The sequence below is a fragment of the Croceivirga thetidis genome (genome assembly GCF_012272815.1).
GTDB classification, from domain to species: Bacteria; Bacteroidota; Bacteroidia; order Flavobacteriales; family Flavobacteriaceae; genus Croceivirga; species Croceivirga thetidis.
In genome coordinates this window covers 721,903-747,187 of sequence record NZ_JAAWWL010000002.1, presented here as the reverse complement: position 1 = coordinate 747,187, position 25,285 = coordinate 721,903, and the positions used below count along the sequence as shown (strand labels likewise).

The 25,285-nt window shown below is 37.4% G+C and carries 15 protein-coding genes; 12 read left to right on the top strand and 3 right to left on the bottom strand.

Annotated elements, in window-relative coordinates; all coding sequences use genetic code 11:
* The first annotated feature begins 8 nt into the window (after positions 1-8).
* The 11 genes from HCU67_RS10985 (at position 9) to HCU67_RS10935 (ending at position 19,822) form a co-directional block, all read left to right on the top strand.
* Positions 9-1,763 carry a hypothetical protein gene (locus HCU67_RS10985; protein ID WP_168552670.1) on the top strand — a complete coding sequence of 585 codons (1,755 nt, stop codon included), beginning with the start codon at positions 9-11 and terminating at the stop codon, positions 1,761-1,763.
* Between the two features lie 111 nt (positions 1,764-1,874).
* Entirely contained in the window at positions 1,875-4,703 is a 2,829-nt protein-coding gene (locus HCU67_RS10980; RefSeq protein WP_246865762.1) for a TonB-dependent receptor, read from the top strand.
* A gap of 20 nt (positions 4,704-4,723) precedes the next feature.
* Entirely contained in the window at positions 4,724-5,962 is a 1,239-nt protein-coding gene (locus tag HCU67_RS10975) for a DUF4249 domain-containing protein (protein WP_168552668.1), read from the top strand.
* Positions 5,959-7,725, top strand: a complete 1,767-nt coding sequence (locus tag HCU67_RS10970) for a hypothetical protein (RefSeq protein WP_168552667.1) — start codon at positions 5,959-5,961, stop codon at positions 7,723-7,725. The genes HCU67_RS10975 and HCU67_RS10970 overlap by 4 nt, the downstream gene beginning before the upstream one ends.
* Before the next feature lie 43 nt (positions 7,726-7,768).
* The gene (locus tag HCU67_RS10965; protein ID WP_168552666.1) at positions 7,769-9,304 is read left to right on the top strand and encodes a YifB family Mg chelatase-like AAA ATPase; all 1,536 of its coding nucleotides are present in this window, start codon (positions 7,769-7,771) and stop codon (positions 9,302-9,304) included.
* Positions 9,305-9,733: 429 nt separating this feature from the next.
* Positions 9,734-12,751 carry a SusC/RagA family TonB-linked outer membrane protein gene (locus HCU67_RS10960; RefSeq protein WP_168552665.1) on the top strand — a complete coding sequence of 1,006 codons (3,018 nt, stop codon included), beginning with the start codon at positions 9,734-9,736 and terminating at the stop codon, positions 12,749-12,751.
* 4 nt (positions 12,752-12,755) lie between these two features.
* On the top strand, positions 12,756-14,108 hold the full coding sequence (locus tag HCU67_RS10955; protein WP_168552664.1) for a RagB/SusD family nutrient uptake outer membrane protein: 1,353 nt from the start codon (positions 12,756-12,758) through the stop codon (positions 14,106-14,108).
* Between the two features lie 9 nt (positions 14,109-14,117).
* The gene (locus HCU67_RS10950) at positions 14,118-16,340 is read left to right on the top strand and encodes a hypothetical protein (protein ID WP_168552663.1); all 2,223 of its coding nucleotides are present in this window, start codon (positions 14,118-14,120) and stop codon (positions 16,338-16,340) included.
* 6 nt (positions 16,341-16,346) lie between these two features.
* A complete protein-coding gene (locus HCU67_RS10945; protein WP_168552662.1) occupies positions 16,347-18,581 on the top strand; it encodes a hypothetical protein in 2,235 nt (744 codons plus the stop codon).
* Between the two features lie 73 nt (positions 18,582-18,654).
* On the top strand, positions 18,655-19,224 hold the full coding sequence (locus HCU67_RS10940) for a Crp/Fnr family transcriptional regulator (RefSeq protein WP_168552661.1): 570 nt from the start codon (positions 18,655-18,657) through the stop codon (positions 19,222-19,224).
* A 94-nt stretch (positions 19,225-19,318) separates the two neighbouring features.
* Positions 19,319-19,822, top strand: a complete 504-nt coding sequence (locus tag HCU67_RS10935) for a hypothetical protein (RefSeq protein WP_168552660.1) — start codon at positions 19,319-19,321, stop codon at positions 19,820-19,822.
* A gap of 64 nt (positions 19,823-19,886) precedes the next feature.
* Here HCU67_RS10935 and HCU67_RS10930 read toward each other — a convergent pair whose 3' ends face one another.
* The 3 genes from HCU67_RS10930 to HCU67_RS10920 all read right to left on the bottom strand — a co-directional run bounded on the left by HCU67_RS10930 (position 19,887) and on the right by HCU67_RS10920 (position 23,913).
* On the bottom strand, positions 19,887-22,058 hold the full coding sequence (locus HCU67_RS10930; protein WP_168552659.1) for a tetratricopeptide repeat protein: 2,172 nt from the start codon (positions 22,056-22,058) through the stop codon (positions 19,887-19,889).
* A gap of 117 nt (positions 22,059-22,175) precedes the next feature.
* Positions 22,176-23,294 (bottom strand): pyridoxal phosphate-dependent aminotransferase, encoded by a 1,119-nt coding sequence (locus HCU67_RS10925; protein ID WP_168552658.1) that lies wholly within the window; start codon positions 23,292-23,294, stop codon positions 22,176-22,178.
* A gap of 172 nt (positions 23,295-23,466) precedes the next feature.
* A complete protein-coding gene (locus HCU67_RS10920) occupies positions 23,467-23,913 on the bottom strand; it encodes a hypothetical protein (protein WP_168552657.1) in 447 nt (148 codons plus the stop codon).
* Positions 23,914-24,077: 164 nt separating this feature from the next.
* Here HCU67_RS10920 and HCU67_RS10915 point away from each other — a divergent pair, with 164 nt between their 5' ends.
* Positions 24,078-25,283, top strand: coding sequence for an Nramp family divalent metal transporter (locus tag HCU67_RS10915; RefSeq protein ID WP_168552656.1), 1,206 nt, complete (start codon positions 24,078-24,080; stop codon positions 25,281-25,283).
* Positions 25,284-25,285: the final 2 nt, after the last annotated feature.

Genomic DNA, 25,285 nt, shown 5'->3' with positions numbered 1-25,285 from the left:
GTGAAAATATGAGAAGATTAGTAACCATTTTAATATTGTTTGCAGCCATATTACAGGCTACTTCACAATATGTGGTAAGAGGTAATGATGAGTTGGAAAGCTTAAAAAAACTACCCCAAGAAAAGGTATACCTGCATCATTCCGGTCCTGTTTTGTTTTCGGGTGAATACCTTTATTACGCATTGTATTGTTTCAATACCCAAACGAATAAAGCAAGTAATATCAGTACTGTTGCTTACGTTGCTTTGGTCAATGAAGCCAAAGAAATTGTACTAGAACAAAAAATAAAGCTTGACAAGGGAATGGGCAAAGGCGATTTCTTTGTAAGTACAGACATTCCTTCTGGCAATTACAAGCTTTTGGGCTATTCAAATTGGATGAAGAACAATGGTATTACACAAGTGTTTCAAGACGATTTGGTTGTCATAAACCCGTATCAGGTAGAACAGGCTAAATTTTTGACAGAAGTACCTGAAGAAGCATTAATTAGTGAACGGGAAGTCAAAATGGACTCAGCTACCATTTCCTTGCTATTTGATAAAACAAATTATTCCAAACGAGAATCCATTAACCTTAAATTACGCAACTACAAAGGGCCGTCTGGTTACGGCAACTATTCCATTCGAGTTCAAAAAAAGGAAGGTATTCAGTCAGATAGCGAAAATAGTTCCATAGAATTTGCAAATGCTTTTTTTAATGTTGAGAAGACAATTGAAAATCAATTGGGTGATAATATATTCTTACCTGAACAACGTGGAGAATTACTTTATGGAACGGTGACCGACAAAAATTCAAACGAACCAGTCACCGGTGAAACGGTAGTGGTTTCCATCCCGGGAGGTGAATTCTTATTAAAATTTGCTAAGACCGATACCGAAGGCAATTTTTATTCCTATTTAAAGAAAGACTACCAACAGTCAAATGCAGTTCTGCAAGTTGATAATTCAGAAGGTGATTACAAAGTTGAGCTAAAAAAGTTACCAGAACTGGATGTTTCGAAATTAAGTTTCAATGATTTTAAGTTAAAAAAAGAATATCTGGAACTTATTAGAAAACGCAGCATTGACAACCAGCTTGAAAATCAATTTTTTGCGGCCAAACCGGACTCCATTTTACTAGGAGACCCAATTGACCCTTTTGATGGCGGCATTCCCGAGGTCGTTTATTTAGACGATTACACCAGATTCAAAACTTTTGAAGAAACGTTGGTTGAGATATTAAATAAAGCTGGCTATCGAAATAACGGTAATGAAAGGGACTACATTCGAATTTTGCAGGATTTCGAAAAAGTTACAGAAGACTACAATGACTATCCTGCCATAGTTTTGATAGATGGTGTCTTTATTCCTAACCATGAAGAAATTAGGGATTTTGATGCCCGTCAGATAGAATCCATTAGCTTAATACGAGACCAATTTAGAATGGCCGATAAAGACTATCAAGGTATGCTATTGGTAAAAACATTTGAAGGTAATTATTACGAAACGTATCAAGCGAAGAATGGTGTTACCGCAGAAATCACAAAACCAGTTGTCAATAAAAATTACTTTAAACAACGCTATTCGGAAATTGACTCAACCTACGATAGAATTCCAGATTATCGTCGTTTGTTATTATGGGAGCCTCATGTCTCAGTAGAAGGAAATGAATTGGACTTTGAGTTTTTCACATCTGATTTAGAAGGGGAATATGAGGTTATTTTAGATGGATTCACGTCCTATGGAAAACCCATATATTTTTCAAAATCAATTTGGATTGAGTAAACCAGATGGCCTTTTGGATATATGAACAAAATACTAGGATAACCTAGACAAATTTGTGGTCATTCTTCCGCTCAATCCTTTATTCTTCGATTATTGTTTGTTAACTTAGAATTGGCTAATTCAATCGCTATTGCTATGCAAAAAGAACGAAGAAGGGAGGTTCTTTCTCCTATTTTCGCATTACTATTTTTTTGCCTACTATTATTTTTTGTGCAAGGAGTTAATGCACAGGAAGATAGTGTCAAAGCCGTGGACAGTCTTTCACTAAAAGTTGCCTTGTTGCAATTGGAATCTGATACGGGCTATAGCTTCTTCTTTAATGAAGATTGGATTGTAAACAAGAAGGTTCCTGCAAATATTCAAGAAGATGGTATCGGCCCCACAATTGATAAATTACTCTTAAACACCAATCTTAATTTTTACATACTCGAAAATGAAAAAAGGGTAATCCTACTACGGAATACCATTATTTATGATGAGTTACCAAGCTATTTCTTTGGAAGACCGGATTCGGCTATTTCAGCTGGCAATGAATTAATTACCGAAAAGCGTATTCGACCAACCTTTATTCTTAAAAAATCAGAACAAGAAAAAAGACAGTTTCCTCTCACCAGAATCGGACGGGCAAATACCAACAACTTAAAATCAAGTTACATGCTCAAAGGAAAAGTCACCAATCGAAGAACAAATGAAGCGATTCCAGATTTAGCGATTCGGTCAAAAGGTTCTGGTCAAGTGGTTATAAGCGATGAGAATGGAAACTATGCCATTGAATTACCAGCAGGCTATAACATAATCTCGGCTTCGGCCATGGGTATTGAGAATATGGAACGTGAAATTGTTATATATAATGATGGAATCCTCAATCTGCTGATGGAAGAAGGCTTACAGGAATTGGAAGAAGTCACGGTTGAAGCAGATGCCGTAAGCAATGTTGAAGAAACCAGTACTGGCACGGAAACTATTAATCTAGAAGAATCTAAGAATATACCATTGGTACTTGGTGAGCGTGATTTATTACAAGTGGCCAAAGCTTTACCAGGCATTTCTTCAGCTGGAGAAGGAGCTACGGGCTTGAATGTACGTGGTGGTAAGACTGATCAAAATTTGGTCTTGTTAGATGATGCGGTAATTTATAATCCCACTCATTTTTTCGGCATTTTTCAAGCATTAAATCCCTTTACAACTGAAGGAGCCGATATATACAAGGGAAGTATACCCGTTGAATTTGGCGGCCGTTTATCCTCCGTATTCGATATCAGAACCAAAAATGGTAATGTGGAAAAATTTTCAGGGGAAGGTTCCATAGGTCCTGTTACCGGAAACCTTGCCTTGGAAATTCCAGTAAAAAAGGACACCTCTTCAATAATCGTTGGTGGGCGGGGGGCCTACGCAGATTGGATACTAAGAGCATTGGATGAAGAGTCCTTGAACAAAAGCCAAGCCTCTTTTATTGACGTCATCGCCAAATATCATCATCGTTTCAATGAAAACAGCGAAATCAGGGCTACTGCCTATTTCAGTAGGGATGATTTTAGTATTACATCTGATTCGCTCTACAATTATACGAATAGACTAGGGTCAATTAAATGGAACCATAGGCATAGTGAAAAAACCACTGCGGCCTTACTATTGGCAAATAGCGATTATCGTTTTGGAATTGATTTTGACGGGGAATCCAATACTGATTTTGATTTGAACTATAGTATCAACGAAACCGAACTCAAGTATAAATTGAGTACGAGGCTTAATGATAAACATGATTTGGATTATGGAATTTCAACAAAGTTTTATTCGGTAAATCCCGGGAGTATTGAACCACAAGGTAATGAGTCGGATATCGCCCCCGTATTTATTGATACGGAACGAGCGATTGAAGGAGCCCTATATCTTGGTGATGAAATTGCGGTTACCAATAAACTTAGTTTGGAACTCGGTCTGCGATATGCATTTTTTGCCGCTTTAGGCTCTGGTACCCAGCGAACATATCAACAAGGATTGCCCCGTAATGAAGACGCGGTTAGGGATACCATTAGTTATGGTAGTGGCGATGTAATCGAGACTTATGGCGGACCCGAAGCAAGGCTAGGACTTCGTTATTTGTTCACTCCTGATTTTTCTGTCAAAGCCAGCTTTAACAACGCCTATCAATTCATACATACTTTAACCAATAATACCACGGTCTCTCCCATTGACACCTGGAAACTTTCCGATTTGAATATTGAACCACAAACAGGTCTGCAGGCATCCTTGGGTTTTTATAAAAACTTTAATGACAATATGTTTGAACTTAGTCTTGAAGGCTATTACAAGCGATTGGACAATGTGCTTGATTTTAAAACGGGAGCTGACTTATTTCTTAATGAGAATGTTGAAACAGAAGTATTGCAAGGTGATGGCAAAGCTTATGGAGTCGAATTTCTAATTAAAAAGAACCGGGGAAAGTTTAATGGATGGTTGGGTTACACTTATTCTCGTTCCTTTTACCGTTTTGATAGCCCATTCAGTGAAGAGCGAATTAATGGAGGTGACTTTTTCCCTTCAAACTTTGACAAACCCCATGATATAAGTTTGATAGCGAATTATAAGTTGACAAAGCGCTATAGTTTTTCGGCAAACTTTGTCTACCAAACCGGAAGGCCGGTAACTTTTCCCGTGGCAACTTTTGAGTTTAGGGGTTCTGATTTCGTCGCCTTCAGTAACAGGAACCAGTTTCGTATTCCAGATTTTTATCGATTGGATTTAGGAATCAATATGGAAGGTAATCACAAGAAAAATAAATTGGCGCACAGTTTCTGGACCCTTTCGGTATATAATGTTTTAGGCAGAAATAATCCGTATTCCGTTTTTTTTGTGACCGAAGAAGGTCAAGTGAAAGCCTTGCAGAGTTCCATATTTGGAATCCCAGTACCGGCAATTACCTATAATTTTAAATTTTGAATTCGTAAGTAGTAGAAGGAATGAAGAAGAATGTTAGTTTTTACATATGGGGCTTTTCGATTTTCGCCTTTATCATGGTTTCATGTTTAGAGGAATTTCGTCCTGAGACTACTAACACAGAAGATTTTTTAGTTGTTGAGGCAATTATTACAGATGAATTCAAACAACACGAAGTGCTACTGTCAAGAGCTATTGGACTTTCTTTGGTGCCGTCAAGAGAAATAGGGGCCAATGTCACTGTAATCGATAGCGATGGACGGCAATTTGAATTTAGTGAAACCAATGATGGCGTCTATACATCAAATGTTGAATTCGCAGCAGAGCAAGGCAAAAGTTATACACTAGAGGTTTTAACCAACGATGGGCGTGAATATAGTTCTAGTGCTACTCCAATGCCAGAGGCCTATGAAGTTGAAAATTTTAAGGCTGAAAGACTGGATAATGATTTTGGTGAAGATGGTGTAGGTATATTTTTGGATATCTTGACAGAAGGAATTGAACCAGCATATTTTAGATTTGAGTTCGAAGAAACCTATAAAATAATAGCACCCAATTGGCAGCCGGTAAGATTTAGAATTGTGCAAGACCAGCCGTGTCAAGAAATCCCTTTTACTGTGGACCTTGTGCCTTGGGAAGATGAACGTAGAACTTGTTTTGGCTCTTCTAAATCCACGGCTTTGATTCAAGGTTCAACAGCTGATTTGGTCTCTGGGGTAGTGGAAGATTTTTCGCTTCATTTTCTTTCAAGTGACAACTACTTTATCGCAAACCGGTATAGCATTGAGGTAACGCAATTTTCCCAAACACAGGACGCATATTCATTTTACCAACGTTTGGGCGAATTTTCTTCTTTCGACAATATATTTTCTCAAGTACAGCCTGGATTTTTAGAGGGTAATATTCAATCAATATCCAATGAAGAGGAAATGGTTCTCGGGTATTTTGAAGTGGCATCAGTGAGTAAAAAAAGACTGTTTTTTAATTATTCTGACTTATTTCCAGGTGAATTACCACCACCTTATCCTACGAATTGTGGAGAAGAGGCATTACGAATGCCGGGATTGACCGCAGAATTTCCTCCTCGTTGTGAGGATGGCGAATGTAGAAGCTCATGTAATTCGCCCTTGATCGATTTGATAAAATTAGGTGCGGTGACATACGCTTTTGGTGACAATGGAGCTTTTTTCACATGGCCTGCTACTTGCGGGGATTGCACAAAGTTGGGAAGTAACGTTGTACCTGAATTTTGGGAAGAATGAAGCAAATAGTAAAAATCCTCGGTTTAGTATGTTTCGTTTTCACGGGCAGTTTGGCCCAACAAACAGTGAATTCCGAATTGGATTTAGAAGTTCTTAAAAAGTTGCCTCAAGAAAAAGTCTATGTGAGCCATACAGGGCCAGTTGTTTTTTCTGGCGAATACCTTTACTTCTCATTTCAATGTTTCAGCGCCCAGAATAGCCGGCTTTCGTCACAAAGTAAACTCGGGTATTTAGCTTTAGTGAATGGGAACAAGGAATATTTATTTGAACAAAAAATTCGATTGAACGATGGTTTAGGTCAGGGAGACTTTTTTGTTTCGACTGAAATTCCATCCGGAGTATATAAACTTTTGGGATATACGCAGTGGATGAAGAACAATGGATTGGCCCAGGTATTCAAGGATGACCTCATTATCATAAATCCTTATGCTGCTGACCAGTCATTGTTACTTTCTAAAACCCAAGACAAGATTGGTGATAAGGAAAAGGGAACACCATCAAGTTTGAAGATGGATTCATCTGTTGTGGGAATAATTTTGAAGAAATTCAACTATCAAAAACGCGAGAAAGTAGAATTAGGTTTAAAGAATTACAAAGGAAATTTAGGGTATGGCACCTATTCCATTAGAGTACAGAAAAAGGACGGGTTGTATCCAAATAAAAATTCAAATGCCATTTCTTTTGCCAATGACTATTTAAATGTTGACAAGCTTGCCAACTTAGATAGGTCAGGGCACATTTTTTTGCCTGAAAGGGATGGGGAACTTTTGATTGGAACGGTTAAAGATAAAATCACCGGCAAACCGATCTCTGAAACTCCGGTAGTTGTTTCACTTCCTGGTAAACAGTTTGTGCTAAAATCCGTTTTGACGGATTTTAATGGTGGTTTTTATACCTATCTCAGAGAAGATTACCAAACAGGTTCCATTGTACTTCAAGCAACAGGCACAGAAAAGGAGGCAAATATTCAACTAAAACCATCCCGAAAATTAAACTTGGATAATTTGGAATTTGGAGAATATACGATTCAAAAAGAAATGTCAGAGGCCATAAAATTGCGGAGTATACATAACCAAGTTGAGAATCAATATTTTGCAATGAAACCGGACTCCATACTTCAAACCAATCCGGAAAATCCTTTTAACAGTGAGAATTCAATGGTTTTTAATTTGGACGATTATACCCGGTTTAAAACGTTCAAAGAAACCTTGGTTGAAATCATCAATATAGCTAGGTATCGCCCAAATCCTACAGGCAATGATTTCATACGAATTGTACAAGATTTTAAGCGGTTCAACGAAGAACTCAATAATTTTCCCGCGATTGTTCTGTTTGATGGGGTATTTGTTTCCGACCATAATTCAGTTAAAGACTATAACGCTAAAAACATAAAATCAATAAGTCTTATTAGAGATCAATTCCGTCTGGGCAACGAAGAATACCAAGGTATTATGTATGTCGAAACTTTTGACGGAGATTATTTTAAGGATTATCGTCCACCGAATGGGGTTCTTTTGGATTTAAAGAAACCAATACCTCAAAAAAACTATTTTTCGCAAGTTTATGATCAAACAGGGAGTTTTGATAGAATCCCCGATTATAGAAGGTTACTGTTATGGAAACCAAACGTCGTAGTTGATGAGGGTCAATTACAATTCGAATTCTTTACATCGGATATTACCGGTGAATTCGAGATTATTGTAGATGGTTTCACTACTTATGGCAAACCCATTTCTTTTAGTAGAAGTATTACGGTTGAATAGCCATTTGTTCCAAAAAGGACTATTTTAGTTCCAAACACCAACCATGCTAACCAAAGTTTACGGAAGCGCCGTTTTTGGCGTTGATGCCACTACGATTACTGTTGAAGTCAATGTAGATAAAGGTATTGGCTACCATTTGGTCGGATTGCCCGACAACGCTATTAAAGAAAGTAATTATCGCATTGCTGCAGCCTTAAAAAACAATGGTTATAAGATTCCTGGTAAAAAAATTACGATCAATATGGCTCCGGCCGATATGCGTAAAGAAGGTTCAGCCTACGATCTAACATTGGCTGTTGGTATCTTGGTAGCTTCAGGTCAGCTAGAAGCTGAAGAAGTTGATAAATACCTTATTATGGGAGAGCTATCTTTGGATGGAAGCCTCCAACCCATAAAAGGTGCACTACCTATTGCAATCCAAGCTCAAAAAGAGGGTTTTAAAGGCTTTATACTACCAAAAGAAAATGCCAAGGAGGCTGCCGTTGTCAATAAACTTGAAATTTACGGCGTAGACAATATCGAAGAAGTCATTGATTTTTTTGGGGAAGGAAAGAATCTGGAACCCACGATTTTAGATACCCGTGCCGAGTTCTATAAAAATCTTGAATTTCCTGAGTTTGATTTTGCTGATGTGAAGGGGCAAGAAAGTATAAAACGCTGTATGGAAATTGCGGCTGCTGGTGGACACAATATTATTTTAATTGGCCCGCCAGGTGCAGGTAAGACCATGTTGGCTAAAAGACTGCCATCAATTCTACCGCCAATGACCCTTCATGAGGCTTTAGAAACAACCAAAATTCACAGCGTCGTTGGCAAGGTTAAAAATATGGGTTTAATGTGTCAACGGCCTTTTCGTTCACCGCACCATACTATCTCTGATGTGGCCTTGGTCGGTGGGGGAGCCTATCCACAACCCGGTGAGATTTCTTTAGCACATAATGGGGTCTTGTTTTTGGACGAGCTTCCTGAATTTCAACGAAGTGTTTTGGAGGTAATGCGTCAACCATTGGAAGATAGGGAGGTTACCATCTCTCGGGCTCGTTTTACCGTAACTTACCCGAGTAGTTTTATGTTGGTGGCAAGTATGAATCCCAGTCCCGGGGGCTATTTTAATGATCCAGATGCTCCCGTAACAACCTCACCTGCTGAAATGCAGCGGTATCTTGGTAAGATTTCCGGCCCATTGTTAGACCGAATAGACATTCATATTGAAGTAACTCCAGTTCCATTTGAAAAACTCTCAGATGAACGAAAAGGGGAAAGCAGTCAGGAAATACGGAAACGGGTAATCGCAGCGAGGGAGGTACAAACCAAAAGGTTTACTGAATTCGACAATGTACATTACAATGCTCAAATGAGCACAAAACAGATTCGGGAGTTCTGTAAACTTGATGATGCCTCACTTCAGTTATTAAAGAGTGCAATGGAACGCCTAAACCTTTCTGCCAGGGCTTACGATCGTATTCTTAAAGTTGCAAGGACCATTGCGGACTTGGAACAATCTGGAAATGTTACTGGCAACCATATTTCTGAGGCTATTCAGTACCGATCATTAGATAGAGAAGGTTGGTTGGGGTGATATCATGAAAAAATTCCTAGATTCTAATTATGGTAGCAGTCAAGGGCATTGTCTACTGGTTTTCATACCGCTATCAGCTATACTTTAAGTAAGGTCGCAGCACATTCTTTTTGACATTGAAGAGTACTTCTTTTTTTAAGAGGATTTCTGTAAAGATGTTAGACACAATTATTTACCATACTGCATTGAATGCAAAAGAATTCAAAAAAAAACAGTTAATCTTTTTTATAAAACATAAACCTTTAGATATTTTTTTTAAATTTAAGTGTCTGTGAGGATGTAACTTAGAAGTTTGAGGATGAAAGGCGGTTCTAGATAATGTTAGCTGCTTTCTTAAATTGTAAAGTCTTTAGCTAAGACTTTTTCCCCTATCAAATTAAAGGTGGCTTATTGGAATGATCATATTTTTAAATCATAACCATATAAGCAATGAGGGTTATAAAAATTTTACTTGTTGTTTTTTTTATATCAGGGGGAGTTTCAATAATTGGTGCTCAAGAATTACTTATTAAAGGTTCCGTTACTGATGGTGATGGCATTCCATTGCCTGATGTGAATATTTTATTGAAAGAGACCTCACTGGGTACAAAAACCGATTTTGATGGCAATTATTTTATTAATGCCGAAGTCGGGCAGACGCTGGTTTTCAGTTATATAGGTTTTTCTACAATTGAAGTGGTATTAGGCAATAGTACTACTTTAAATATTACAATGAGGTCCGAAACATCCAGATTGGACGAGGTTGTGGTTATTGGTTTTGGAGAAACCAGTAAAGTAAAACTAACGGATAATGTAGTATCGGCTAAAGCTGAAGATATAAAAGAAATACCTACTTCAAATTTTCAAACCACGTTGGTAGGAAAAACTCCAGGAGTACAGATAACCCAGGTTGGAGGTCGTGCTGAAGCTGGTGTAAAAATTAGAGTTAGAGGAGTAGCCACAATTACAGGTTCTCAGGAACCTTTGTATGTTTTAGACGGAATCCCTTTGATTAATGATTATGAAGGGTTGGGTGGTTCGCCTATAAATCCGCTTATTGGATTGAATCCTGATGATATAGAATCAATCGATATTCTAAAAGATGCTTCTTCAGCAGCCATATATGGTGCAAGGGGCACCAACGGCGTGGTATTGATTACTACCAAAAAAGGAAAATTGGGTAAAACCAAGATTTCTTTGAATTCTTCTTACGGTTGGAGTACCCCAACAAACAGGCGTGAGTTTTTGAACACAGCTGAATATGTTGAATTATTTACTGAAGCCGGATTAAATGTTGGGTTCACAGAAGATGATATGGCGGGTTTTTTTAATATCTGGGCCGATAATGAAGAAGATTGGCGCAATAGTTCAGTGAATACCGATTGGCAGAATTTGGCTTTGATCGATGGTGGTGTTCAAAATTTGGGGGTCAACATTTCTGGAGGTAACGCCAAGACACGTTTTTTTCTCTCTACAGGCTATAACAAAACGAATGCAATTGTAAGGGGCAATCGCTCAGAACGGTATAACTTAAGAATTAATCTGGACCATAATGTTTCTGATAGATTCGCTGTCGGTATCAATAGTTCAATTTCCAAAACCCAAATCTCACGTTTAGCGAATGACAACCAATTTGCTACACCATTGCAGGCAATTGCTCAAATACCCTTTACAAGACCTTTCTCTGAAGGTGGTATTGTTCCAAATGGTAACACATTGTATTACAATTTCCTTTTTCAAGAGTTCAATGCAGATTTAAATGCCAACATTTGGAGAAATAATTTAAATCTCTTCGGTGAATATAATGTTGTTAACGATTTAAGTTTTCGATCTGAGATTGGTTATGATCTCAATAATCAAACAGAAGACCGATTTTTTGGAAGTCTAACAGAGTTTGCTTCAACCAATGGTTTTGCAAATGCGCTATCGATACAGAATGAGAAATATGTATTGAATAATTATTTGACCTACGATAGAACGTTTAGTAAAGTTGATTTTGATGTGGTTTTAGGTATGTCGTTTGAACATGACAATCGGAGGTTACAAAATACCCAAGGTCAAGATTTTCCATCAGATGATTTACAAACTTTGGCAAGTGCAGGTGAAATTGTTGGAGGAAGTACTACTAAGGATAGCTTTAATTTTTTATCATATTTTTTGCGTGCCAATACGGCTATCGCGAATAAATACTTATTTAAGGCCAGTGTGCGAATTGATGGTTCTTCAAGATTTGGTAACGAAAATCGATATGGAACGTTTCCAGCATTCTCAGGTGGCTGGGTTATATCCAATGAAGAATTCCTTTTTGAAGACAAGACACTCTCAAATTTAAAATTACGGGCAAGCTGGGGCCTTACAGGTAATGCAGAAATAGGTAATTATGCAAGTCAATCTTTATTTGGCGCAGCTCGTACGTATAATCAAAATGCGGGTTTGTCAATATCAGTTTTAGGAGATCCAGAACTAAGTTGGGAGAAAACAGAGCAGTATAATTTTGGATTGGATTTAGGATTTTTTGAAAACAGATTAAACCTAAGTGTAGACTATTATGTTAAGAATACCGAGGGACTCTTATTAAACGTTCCTGTTCCTTCAACATCCGGCGTTAATTCAGTTTTAAGAAATTCAGGAGATCTTGAGAACAAAGGGTGGGAATTTGTTTTGGATACTAAAAACGTTCTAAATGAAAATTTCTCCTGGTCAACTTCATTTAATCTTTCAACAAATAAAAATGAAGTTAAGGCATTACCAAATGGAGCAGATATTGTTTCATTTCAAAACATTGTTAGGGAAGGTGAAACGGTTTCGGCGTATTATTTGGTAGAGTATGCTGGAGTGGATCCTGAAAATGGAGATGCCCTATTTTACCGAAATTCTGAACTACCGGATGGGAATTTAGATAAATCAACAACCAATAATTTCGGTGAGGCCTCAAGGATTGTTACCGGCAACCCTTTTCCTACAGTTTTGGCCGGAATGACTAATAATTTCAACATTGGTCAATTCGATTTGGGTATTACTTTTCAAGGGCAATGGGGAGCTTCAATATTTAATGGGGGTGGACAATTTCAATCTTCTAACGCTGATTTTTTTGATAATCAAACGCGTGACCAGCTGAATCGTTGGCAAGAACCTGGTGACATAACTAATGTGCCTCAAGCCCGTTTATTTGGCGCTAATGGAACACAACAATCGACAAGGTATCTTCAAAAAGCCGATTTTATCCGTTTGAGAAATCTATCTTTTGGATATTCTTTCCCTAAAGAAATTACCAAAAAATTTAACATCCAACGCTTTCGAATTTATCTGACTGGGCTAAATGTGCTAACGATAACTGATTATACAAATGGGTGGGATCCTGAGTCGAGAGGCGATTTTATTACCAATAACAATCTAAACCCCAATCTGGAATTCTATTCAGCACCACCAGCAAAAACGTTTACGCTTGGTTTTAATGTTGATTTTTAGAACTATGAAAAGTTTAAGATTTAATATAGGGTGTATTATTTTTTTAATAATTATTGCTTGCGATGACAATCTAGATTTGGTTCCTCCTCAAGATTTGACTACTGAAAATGTTCTTTCAGATGAAGCTAATATTGAACGACTTTTGGTGGCTGCTTATGATTTAGCAGGTCAACAAGATTTGTTTTCCGGTCGCATTCAATTAGCTTCCGAATTATTGGCGAATTCCGGTGAATTGGCATGGCGGGGCACCTTTTTTTGGCCAGCAGAGTTTAATAGAAAACAAATGACCTCAAATAATTTTGGGGCGCAACAGTATTGGATTGTTGGCTACGGAGCTATCAATCAAGCAAATATTATTTTGAACAATTTAGCAATTGTTGAAGATGCGCAGCAAAGGGAAAGAATAGAGGGAGAAGCTAAATTTATTCGAGGTTTAGTTTATTTTGAATTGGCACGTTTGTTCGCCTTACCTTATGAACAAGGCTTGCAAAATACCCAACTTGGATTACCAATTTTACTTGAAGGAGTTATAAATGCAGGACAGATTAGCTTTCCTTCTCGAAACACCCTTGAAGAAGTTTACCAACAAGCCATTCAAGATCTTTCAGACGCAATCAATTTGTTACCAGATGCCAATGGTGTTTTTGCTGATCGTTATGCTGCACAGGCAGTTTTAGCAAGATTGTTTTTACAGCAAGGTAATTTTGCCAACGCTAGGGATGCTGCACACAATGTTATCCAAAATAGTGGACATGCACTTGCTACTAATTATGCCCTCGCCTTTAATAATACATCAGACGGAGTGGAAGATATATTCAGCTGGCAAATAACAACACAAGATGGTTTTAATGATTTTAATACGTTTTGGGCCACGATTGAATTTGGAGGGCGTTCAGTCACGGCAGATGTTACCATAGAACCGCCCTACTTTGAATTGTTTACATCCTTGGATGACAGAAGTTCTTTTTTTTATGAGGGTAATTCAACCTTTGTCACATCCAAATGGCAAGGTCAATTTGCAAATATTCCCTTTTTACGAATGGCCGAAATGCATTTGGTAAGAGCCGAATGCAATCTAAGACTTGGAACTGCTGTCGGTTTATCACCGGAAGATGATATTAATCTACTTAGAAATCGTGCCAATGCGGTCCCAATTACAGATATAACTTTAGAAGAAGTACTTATTGAACGAAGAGTTGAACTTGCATTTGAGGGCCATCGATTACACGATATCAAAAGGTTAGGGCAGTCTGTGAACAACCTGTTTTTCAATAGCGATTTTTTGGTATTGCCAATACCCCAACGGGAATTGGATGCCAACCCGGAATTGGAACCTAACCCGGGATACAATAATTAAAATATATACATGGGAGGTTTTTTTGAAGAATTAAAAAGGAGAAATGTTTACAAAGTAGCTACAGCATATGCTATAAGCTCATGGCTCCTAATACAAATCGCAAATACTGTAGGCCCAAACCTAAATTTTCCGGAAGCAGTTGCCGCTACCATTACAAAAATTTTAATTATTGGTTTTCCAATAGTTCTGATTTTAGCATGGTTATATGAGCTTACCCCTGAAGGTTTTAAGCTTACCAAAAACATTGAATCCAATGAAGAAGGAAATAAAAGAATCGGGAAAAGATTAAATAAGGGCATTATCATGGTTCTTGCATTATTGGTAAGCCTCCTTTTGACCGATCGTTTCTTTTTTAGAGGTCAGACCCTTTTTGAAGACAAGGCCACAGCCAGTATCGCAGTTTTGCCATTTGTTAATTTTAGTCCAGAAAAGGAAAACGATTACATGGCCGATGGGCTTACAGATCAAATTCTAGATGAATTGGCAAATATTAATGGCCTTAAGGTTCCCGCACGAACTTCCTCATTTGCCTTCAAAGGTAGGAACACGGATATCAAATTTATCGCTGAACAATTAGAGGTTAACTATGTTTTAGAAGGTAGTGTTCGTTATTATGATGGAAGGGTTAGGATTAAAACAAAGTTGATTAATGCTGCAAATGGGTACCATTTGTGGTCGAATACCTATGATGAAAGTTTTGACGAGGTGCTGGATATTCAAGAAAATATAAGTAGGAAGGTTGCTAAAGAATTGAAAGTTAGATTATTGTCAAAAGACGAAGAGGCACTAAACCAAAGAATCACCGAGAATTCAGAAGCCTACAAATTATATTTAAAATCAAGAAGTTTTTCTAAAAAGCGCGATGATTCCTCAATAAAACATGCAATTGAGTTACTGGAAGAGGCTATTGATCATGAACCCAATTTTACCGAAGCCCATGCCGAGTTGTCCTTTCTCTACATTCTATGGCACTGGTTTGGTAGCCTAGATATAAAAACTAGTGATGAAAAAGCGAAATTTCACATGGATAGGGCACTAAGTTTAGATGCTGAAAAACCAGAAGTATTAACATCCTACGCTACTTACAGAAGAAATATCGGGAATTTCAACAAAGATTCTGCTGATATTATTAGTGATGTACGAAAAGCTATTGAATTAAAACCAAATTATCCTGATGCGCAATTTGAATTATATCTTTCATTACGTGCCGCAGAACATCCACAAATTGCAAATAAACATTTGGTTAAAGCGGTTGAATTAGATCCTGGTAATGGATTTTATACCAATGTATTGGCTAGAGATTTATTCTGGAAATATCAGGAACATGAGAAAGCATTGGCCATCGCAGAACGACAATTGGCAATTAACCCTAAAGAAATTGGAATGTTGCGTTATAAAGGTGCGATGCTGGCCAGTGAACCCTTCGGCGATTTAGCTGAAGGCTTTAAATCAATGCACCAAGCAATAAAAATAGACCCTACCAATAGGGCAAATCTTGATTGGAACATTGCCGCTGCTTTGGAATTGGATTTGTGGCCTTTAGCTGAGAAGTATGCTAGGACAATGCAGCTTAGATATTCGGCTAAAATACCTATAGTGGCCTACTTTCATAGTTTTATGGGAGATTTTGAAAGTGCTGGTGAGGTAATTGAATTTATGTTTGAACAAGGAGAAATTAGCAATTATGAAATTGCTTCGTACAGGGCTCAAAAGGTTTTTAATTTAGGAAATCCCAAAGAAGCTTTGGAATTATTTGAAAAAGCCTATCCTGAGATTGCAAACGAATCCATTTTAGGTAAAGATTTGACGTATCCCCGTAAAGGAATTATCCTTAAATACATTGATTTTTTACGTGCTAATAATCAAAATGAAAAAGCCGATCTTTTTTCAGATAAGATTTGTTTGGAGTATAACTATCAAATAGAAAAAAACAAGCTAATGGATAGTCATATGAAAGACAAAATATTATTGAACTGCTATTATGCTTCTAATCAAAAAAGTATTTTTTTAGATTATTTGGAGGAGGTTTTTTTTCAAAAAAAGGATAGGGGTGAATGGTTTTGCAATATGAAGGCTGGTTTTTATAATCGTTTTGAAAATGACAAGGAATACCAACGATTATTCAAAAGAATTGAAACCGAAACCCATCGAATGCGAGCTGAAGTTATTACATACTTGAAAGAAGAAGGCGATTGGAACCCTGCTTGGGACAGCGAACTGGGTATAAATTAATTGAAAATGAACAATTTTTTCGAAGAATTAAAACGCCGAAACGTCTATAAGGCTGCCACTGCCTATGCCATTACTTCTTGGTTGCTAATACAGATAGCCAATACTATTGCACCGAATTTAAACCTACCGGAGGCTGTTCCTGCTACGATTACTAAGATTCTTATTGTAGGGTTTCCGATAGCCTTAATATTGGCTTGGTTGTATGAGTTGACTCCTAATGGGTTCAAATTGACCAAAGAATCGAAACGATCAGAAGAAGATGGCAAAAAAATCGGTACTAAACTTAATAAGGGTATTATTGTAATCCTTGCACTTTTAGTGAGCCTTTTGTTGGTCGATCGCTTTTTCTTTAGGGGTAAAACTTTATTTCAAGACAAGTCAACAGCCAGTATTGCTGTACTTCCATTCGCAAATTTTAGTCCTGACAAGGAAAATGAATATATGGCTGATGGACTTACCGAACAGATTTTAGATGAATTGGCTAATATAAGTGGTCTTAAAGTACCTGCTCGAACCTCATCATTCGCGTTTAAGAACAAAAATCAAGATATACGATACATTGCTGAGCAACTGGAAGTAAATTACATATTAGAGGGTAGTGTTCGCTACCATAGGGGAAGAGTACGCATCACAGCCCAGTTAATTAATGCGGCAAATGGTTATCACTTATGGTCGAATACCTATGATGAAAATTTTGATGAAGTTTTTGATATTCAAGAAAGCATTTCGAGAAAGGTAGCCAATGAATTAAAAGTACGGTTATTACCAAAAGATCAAGAGGCCTTAGCAAGTAGATTAACGGAAAACTCCGAAGCCTATAAATTGTATTTAAAGTCTCGCGAATTCTCACAATTGCGAGATGACACTTCAATTAGAAAAGGAGTTGAATTACTCGAGCAAGCACTACAATTGGAACCAAACTTCGCTGAAGCCCATGCCGAGTTGGCATTTTTATATTTACAATGGCATTTTTATGGCAGTTTAGATAAAAAAACCAGGGATGAAAAGTCAAAGTACCATATGGAAAAAGCTTTGGAATTGGCTCCAGAAAAACCAGAGGTTTTAAGAGCTAATGTCAACTACAGGAATAGGGTGGTAAACAAAAATGTTGCTAGGGACACAGCAGCAAATATTCGAGATTTAAGAAAAGCTATTGAGCTAAAGCCCAATTTTGCTGATGCCCATTATTCGTTGTATTTACAATTGCAAAATGCCAAGCAATTCAAACTTGCCTACGAGCAACTCGAAAAGACTGTGGAATTAGATCCTTTGAATAATTTTTATACTAGTCAATTTGCTTCAAAGCTTTATCAAAACATGAACCAACCTGAAAGGGCAATGGCTTTACTAGACAAGATGATAAGAAATGACACGGTGAACAAGCCTGGATCTCTTTTAAAAGCGCTGATTCTTGTTAAAGAACCCTATGGAGACTTGGTTGGTTCGTTTAGGTTAAGGCATGAGAATCTGAAAAAAGACCCCACCAATAGAGCCAAATTAAACCATAATATGTTAGGTGCCTTGGATTTGGATATTTGGCCACTGGCTGAAAAATATGCCAACACCATACAAATGCGGTATTCCGAAACTGATGCTATTTACTACGATGTATTGTACTTCCATTATTTCAAAAAAAACGAAGAAAGAATACGGGAATTGTTGCAATACTTGATTGATGAAGGGCAATTGGAACCTGAAGATGAAATATTGGAGTTAGCATATTTAGAATTACTCGATGGTGATGTAAAAGCTGCTTTAGGAATTTTTGAGAATGGCTTTCCTGATGTTGCGAACGGTTCGGTTTTTGAAAAGCCAATAGTTTATCCGTATAATGAATTGTTGGTGGAGTACATTGAATATTTAAGGTTGGACAATCAAAAGGATAAGGCCGATAGTTATGCTACTAAACTATGTAGCCATAACCAAAATATCATAGATAATGACCCTGTATCGAATGGTTATCGTGACCAATTGTTGTTGGATTGCTATTACTTGTCCGATCAAAAAGAAAAGTTCATTACATATCTAGATGAAGTTTTTTTCATCAAAAAGAATCGGCAAGCTTGGTTCGGAAATATGAAATCAGGTGGCTATCAGCGTTACGAAGACGACCCAGACTATCAAGAACTATTTAAAAGGATAGAGGCCGAAACACATCGAATGCGAGCAGAAGTGATAGACTATCTAAAGAAAGAAGGGGATTGGAATGAATCGTGGGATGTAGAATTAGGACTTAATTAAGAATCATTTTCGGATTAGATAGGACTATTTAACAAACACTTCGCACCAAATCTCCTAACTTTACGGTATGCAAATGATGCGGGAATATTTTAATGGGTTTGGTAAGCTCTCCGAAGCAAATATGGATTTTCTGCTAAGCCATTGCGAAGTTAAGACCTTAAAAAAAGGTGATAAACTGATTCATGCCCATCAAAAAGTGGATAGCATTTATTTTTTTGAAAGGGGCTACCTCCATTATTTCACTTACAATGATTTAGGAGAACGAGTTACCTTAAAAGTTGTCAGCCCCAACTATTGCTGGACTGTATTGGAAAGTTTTTTTCATCAAATGCAGACACTAAATGAGTGCCAAGCACTTACCGATGTACGCTATTGTGAAATGACTAGGGCCGACTTTATGGCCATAAAGGAAAAGAACCAGGAGCTGTCTAATTTTATTCAGACCATTACCGAACAAATCTTATCCTCTAAAGTCGTTGAGGCCAATAACATTTCTAAAATGTCCGTAGAAGAACGATATGTTGATTTGGTGCAAAACTATCCGGAAATGGTACAGGAAGTACCTGTGGGTATTATTGCCTCTTATATTGGCACCTCTCGGGAAACACTACACCGAATTCGGCGTAAATTAACGGCGGCCTAGATTTTCTTAAAGTTTTCTTAGTGTGTCAAATGACACACTTTCTTTTTCCTCCATGATTGAATTTTGAAGTATGTAAATCACAAAAACTTCAATCATGAAAAAATTTATGCCAATCTTGATGATGCTTTTAAGCACATCGTTCGCATTTAGCCAAAATGCAAAATCAGAAAAGAAATTTTCGAATAGTATTGAACTCTCCGACACCCAAGAAAATGTCTGGAATGTTATTACCGATTTTGACACCTTTAAGTACTGGGACGAAAAAATAATCGATGTTAGGTGTCCAGAAGAATTGAAAAAGAATCAGAGCTGTCAGGCTATTATGTCCGACGGTCAGTTATTTGATGTTGAGATAGTCGATATTGTTGAAAATGAATCGTATACTTTACGTTACAAATTGTCTTCAGGAAATATTTACATCAAACGAGGACTAGTGCCCGGAGAACCTTTGCAGTATACAGAAACAGTCTGGTACAAGGGCATTTCTAAAAAAACCTTTGAGAAATACAAAGGTGCTGATTACGCACAACTACTTTCAAATAGAATTACAAATTTTAAGAAATACTTGGAAAGCAGAAATCAAGGAACGGGTAAATAGTCGTTTTACCAATAGGTCTTAAGGAAATATTTCAAAAAGCAGTCACCTAAAAAGGGCTGCTTTTTTACTTCTTTTCCTTATACAGGTAATTCAATTCCGGTCCGTAATTTTCCCATTTATCGGTTTCGGCATCATAGAGCAGTGAATAACTCGCTACTGCCTCATCATCTTCATAATCAAATTCAAAATGCAGCCTTAGGGAATTCAAGTTCATGTACCTGTTCCTAGATATTGGTAACAACTGTTTACTGGGAATTCCCTCTCTTTTGTACATGAGCTTGCCATCTTTGACAAATAATTTTCTTGTATTCTCTACACCTTCTTTGGAGTATAAACCAACCACATCGTTGAACTGCTTTTGCAAATCGAGTGAGTCTATTGATTTTACATATTGAATATGCTGAAGTGTATTTTTCAAATAGAAGTGGTTTGGATTCTTGGTAATAGCTTCTTGGTAAGCGACTTCGGCCTTGTCGTAGTCCTCATTGAGTAGATGTTCCTCTGCCTTGCGTATCGAATCATCTAATTTCCAAATCCAATAAACATTAGTTCCTCCATTGTAATAATTCTCAGTGACCTTTGCTCCGTAGGCTATCCCATTCTTATCTGAATAGAATTCATACTCTCCAGTGAATCCATTAGGCATGCCAACGACCAATGAGGTTTTACCCGTAGGCATGGTTGTTTCAATCGTTTGGTTGGAATAATGGTATAATAATCGGTCTTCAACTATCCAAAATTTTACCAAAGCTTCGCTGAGCTGTGACCTATAGATACCTTCAAAATAATTTAAATCAACAGTTTCTTCTTTTTCTAAAAAAGTAACTGCAGCATCAAATGCAGCATTGATATTGTCTTGGCCCGGATGTAATAGCTTGGTTTTTTTAAGGGTTTCTTTTGCTGCTTCAGCATCTTTCTTAAGCAGCTCTGGTACCAGTTTATATGGGAAAATAAAGTTGTTACGTGGGTTTAGTTTTGAATAGAAATCTACCATTTGGATGTAACGGTCATACTCTCCAACTACCAAAGAAGCATCTGCCATATTCTCAATGTTATACATGCTTTTGGAAGCTTCAAAACGTTTTTGTGCGGTATCAAAGTAAGCTTCTATATCTTTTGTTTCGCCATGAATACCATAGAGTAGATTGTTCAAAAAGCGATTTTGAGGTGAAATCTCCAATTGCATCTCAACCAACTCTTTGGCCTCATCGAATTTATCGTATGCCAAATATCTGTTGGCCATTGCTTCCATTTGCATGTCGTACGGTAATCGCTCCCGATAACGATATGCTTTTTCTGCAAGAGCCTGTTCATCAATTTTTCCTTTACTGTAGGTAATATCCCTTCTAGAACTTCTAAGATAGGCTAGTGCAAATGTGCTATCTAGGGCGGTAGCTTCTTCATAGTTACCTCGAACAAAATTTTTGATTGCTGGCACCGAAGTACTTACGAACTCTTTAATGCCCAAATCAATGTATTGAAGTTTGTTGGTTTCCGGTATATCAACGGATATTTTTATAAAGTGACTGATTTCATCAACCAAGTCTAAAAAATCGTCACCTTCAAATGTTTTTGAATTAATGACAGCTCCATTTTTACTGGATCGAATGGAAGATGTAATACTGAATTTACCATCTTTCTTTTCGAACTCTCCATCTACGTAAATGTCCGAGATAAAACTCGATTCCATCACCTTATCCGTCGTATTCTCTGCCCAATTTTGATCGGGTGTTATATTCTTGTCTTGCAATAAATCATAAAAGAGGAGTTCAGCGATGCCTTCACCCATCCAATTCAACTCCTCATCATCGGTCAAATTGGTGAAATTGAAAATCGGTAATTGTGTACGAAACTCTTCTTTGGTAACAGTAGTTTCATTTAATTCACCCATTGCATCTAAATAGGACACTTCTTTAGTCGTTGCTCCTAAATCAGAGGTACCAAAACCGAAATATAGTCCTATAAAGACCAATACAAGATTTAATGGGAAAATTATTTTTTCCCTGAGTTTTAAGATTCTTTGGTTGATTCTGTCTTGATGATACAGGTAAATTAAAAGGGAAGGAATTATGCCCACAAAGAACCATAAAAAGATATCGACCCAATAAGGGGAAATGTTGTAGCGGTCAAGAATCCACTCAACAAACTGTAAAAAGGTCCATGCTGCCACCAAATACCCAGCCAAGTATTGAAATACTTTTAGCCACTTTTTGACCCGGGCCTTGTTTTTATCCATTCCTAAATTTCCTTTTTCATCTTTGAAGATACTAAGAAAAGAATTTTGAAGCGATTACTAAAAGTATTTAGGATTTGGGAGTAATAATTGGCGTCATTTTTTGAGAGTCTAATTTGGTTAACCCAATACTTTCTTGAGGGCCAAATCGAATTGTTTCATATTTTCCATTGTACCTGTACTTATACGACACCAGTCATAAAAGGGTGGGAAAGGTCTACCTACAATAACCCCTTCTTTTTGCATTGCGGGTATTAAATCAGAGATGTGTTTACCAGATTTAAAAAAGACGAAATTGGTATGTGATTTTACATATTGTAGATTTAAATCGTCGAGAGTACGGTAAATTGAATTTTTAGCTTCTGTATTCTTTTGTAAACTGAATTTGTAAAATTCATCATCCTTTAAGGCCTCCTTCGCTGCCTCAATAGCCAAAACATTTGTCATTGCCATAATGTTACGGCGCAATCTAGCCGCAATGTCTGGTCGAGCAATCAAATAGCCCAGGCGCATGCCAGCCAGCCCGTAAACTTTTGAAAAGGTTTTAGAAACGATAACATTCATCCCCTCCTTAACCAAACTTACCATGCTAGGGTAGTTAGGTTCAATTATAAAGTCGTAATAGGCCTCATCGCTGAATACTACTGCTTTTTTACTGATTGAACTGCAAAAATCACTCAAGGTGCTTTTGTCAATTAAGGTGCCGGTTGGGTTGTTGGGATTGCATATAAAAATCAATCGGGTTTTATTATTGATTCTCTGGGCCATCGCGTTTAAATCATGACCCATATTTTCATCGACAGGAACTCTGTGTACGTACGACCCGAATCCTTCGGCATAGCGAAGCATTGCCTGAAACGTTGGGTCGGCAGCTATAATTTCACCTTGGTCAATACCGTAGGTCAAGCCTGTTGCTTTTAGTCCCTCGGTAGACCCTCCTGTAATAACAATGTGGTCGGTAGTTACTCCTTCTGCTTCCGCAATTTGCTCTAAAAATGGTCTAAAAACGAATGATGGATAACGACAAGCCTTATCAAAAGCTTCACTAATAGCTGTACGAACACGTTTTGAAGGACCAAAAGGATTTTCGTTAGAATTCAATTTGGCAATGGAACCCTCTGTTTTTTCGGTTACTATTTGGTTGGTTGCGGCACTTATGGTACTTACCCCACTGAGAAGGGTAAATCCGCTTCCCAATCCAGCGGTTTTTAACCATTTTCTTCTATCGATGTAATTCATTTACCAGGTGTTTAGAGATTCCCTGTAAATTACAAGAAGAATTTAAGTATTGGGTAATGCAAATAAAAAAAGATTCCGAAAGCCTGTTGCATTCGAAATCTTTTAGTCTTTTTTGAATCGGATAGTACTTAGTTAATTGACCCTTTGGCTTTATTAACTTTAGTTATTAGGTCTAATTGACAACTTTTAAGTTTAGTTTGAGTCCATCAACAATTCCAATTACATACTTTACCGTATCGCTTAAATAATGTTTCACCAAAATATGGGGAATTCGAATATTGGTAAACCCGTTTTTGAAAGACTGCATGGTTTCTTCTAAATCTTCCAAAGCTTGTTTGTGGGTCATTAATTCGTAGTCCGTTCCAATATCGATATTCAGTTTTACCCTTGAAATTGCGATATCAACGGATTTCGAACCATCCCACCATTCGAGCATTGGATTTAATCCATTCTCTTTTAAGGCATAATACAGTTGCAAAGCCTCTTTTGGGGTTTCCTTTTCGTTTTTTATTTTTTCGATGAGCTTTAAGTGCCTAGAGCAGAGTTCCACTCCAACATAGTCCATTGCCTCTCTATGCTCTAAATAGCCTATGGGCCTACCACATTCTTTACACTTCATTTAGTAGGTCAGTTTAATTGATTTATAATAAGATTTGGGACTATTATAACTTTATCATTTATTAAATCGTATAACGAATCGATGAATGACCTCTCATTTTTAGGTGAAATGCAATTTTTTAGATAAACGGTTAATGACTTGTTGAGAAAACGTATTTTTCTGATGTGAAAAATTCAAGATTAAAGAATTTAGGCCCGGGAATTTTAGTGGCCGCTGCTTTTATTGGACCAGGAACAATTACAGCCTGTACTCTGGCTGGGGTTTCTTTTGGTTATTCTTTATTATGGGCATTGTTGTTTTCAGTTTTGGCGACGATGTCACTTCAAGAAATGGCTGCACGATTAGGCTTGGTTACTGGCAAGGGATTAGCAGATGCGGTTAAAGAAGGGGTTTCTAATAGCGGATTAAGGACTTTCGCCTTAGTTCTAATTATTTCGGCAATACTCGTTGGTAATGCTGCTTATGAAGCAGGTAATATTGGTGGTGCTACCTTAGGCCTAGCTTCCATTTTTGGCAATTCGTATGTCTTGTTTTTTCCTTGGGTCATAGGAATAGCAGCCTTTTTATTACTATGGTTTGGCAATTATAAACTTTTGGAACGCGTATTTGTCGGATTGATTTTTTTGATGAGTATCGCTTTTGTTGTAACCGCAATCTTGACAAAACCAGATTTCAGTGAACTACTGAATGGACTCTTCGTTCCAAATATTTCATCAGAAAGTCTATTGACCATAATCGCCTTGGTTGGTACGACCATAGTGCCGTATAATCTGTTTTTACACGCTTCATTGGTAAATGAAAAGTGGAATGGAGTTTCCCATTTAAAATCAGCCAGATGGGACACCTTGATTTCAATTGCCATCGGGGGTGTCGTTTCAATGGCAATAATCATATCGGCATCTGCCATAGACACAACAGATGTTAATGGAGCTGATGATTTGGCGAAAGGTCTTGAACCACTATTCGGTGCATGGGCGAATTATTTTATGGGTATTGGTCTTTTCGCTGCAGGCCTTACCTCTTCAATAACTGCACCTTTAGCAGCTGCTTATGTTGCCAAAAGTTGTTTTGGTTGGGACAAAGGTTTGAAAGATTGGCGCTTTCGAATGGTATGGGTTAGCATTCTTCTTATTGGCGTTCTTTTTCTGACTTTAAAAATCAAACCAATAGAAGTCATAAAATTTGCACAAGTAGCTAATGGCATCTTATTGCCTTTAATAGCTTTCATATTATTGTGGATGGTGAACAAAACCAGTGTAATGGCATCGAATAAAAACTCTATGATTCAAAATACCTTTGGCATCCTGATTTTATTGCTGACTTTATTTTTAGGCGCGAAGAGTATTGCCAAAGTATTTGGACTTTTTTAAAG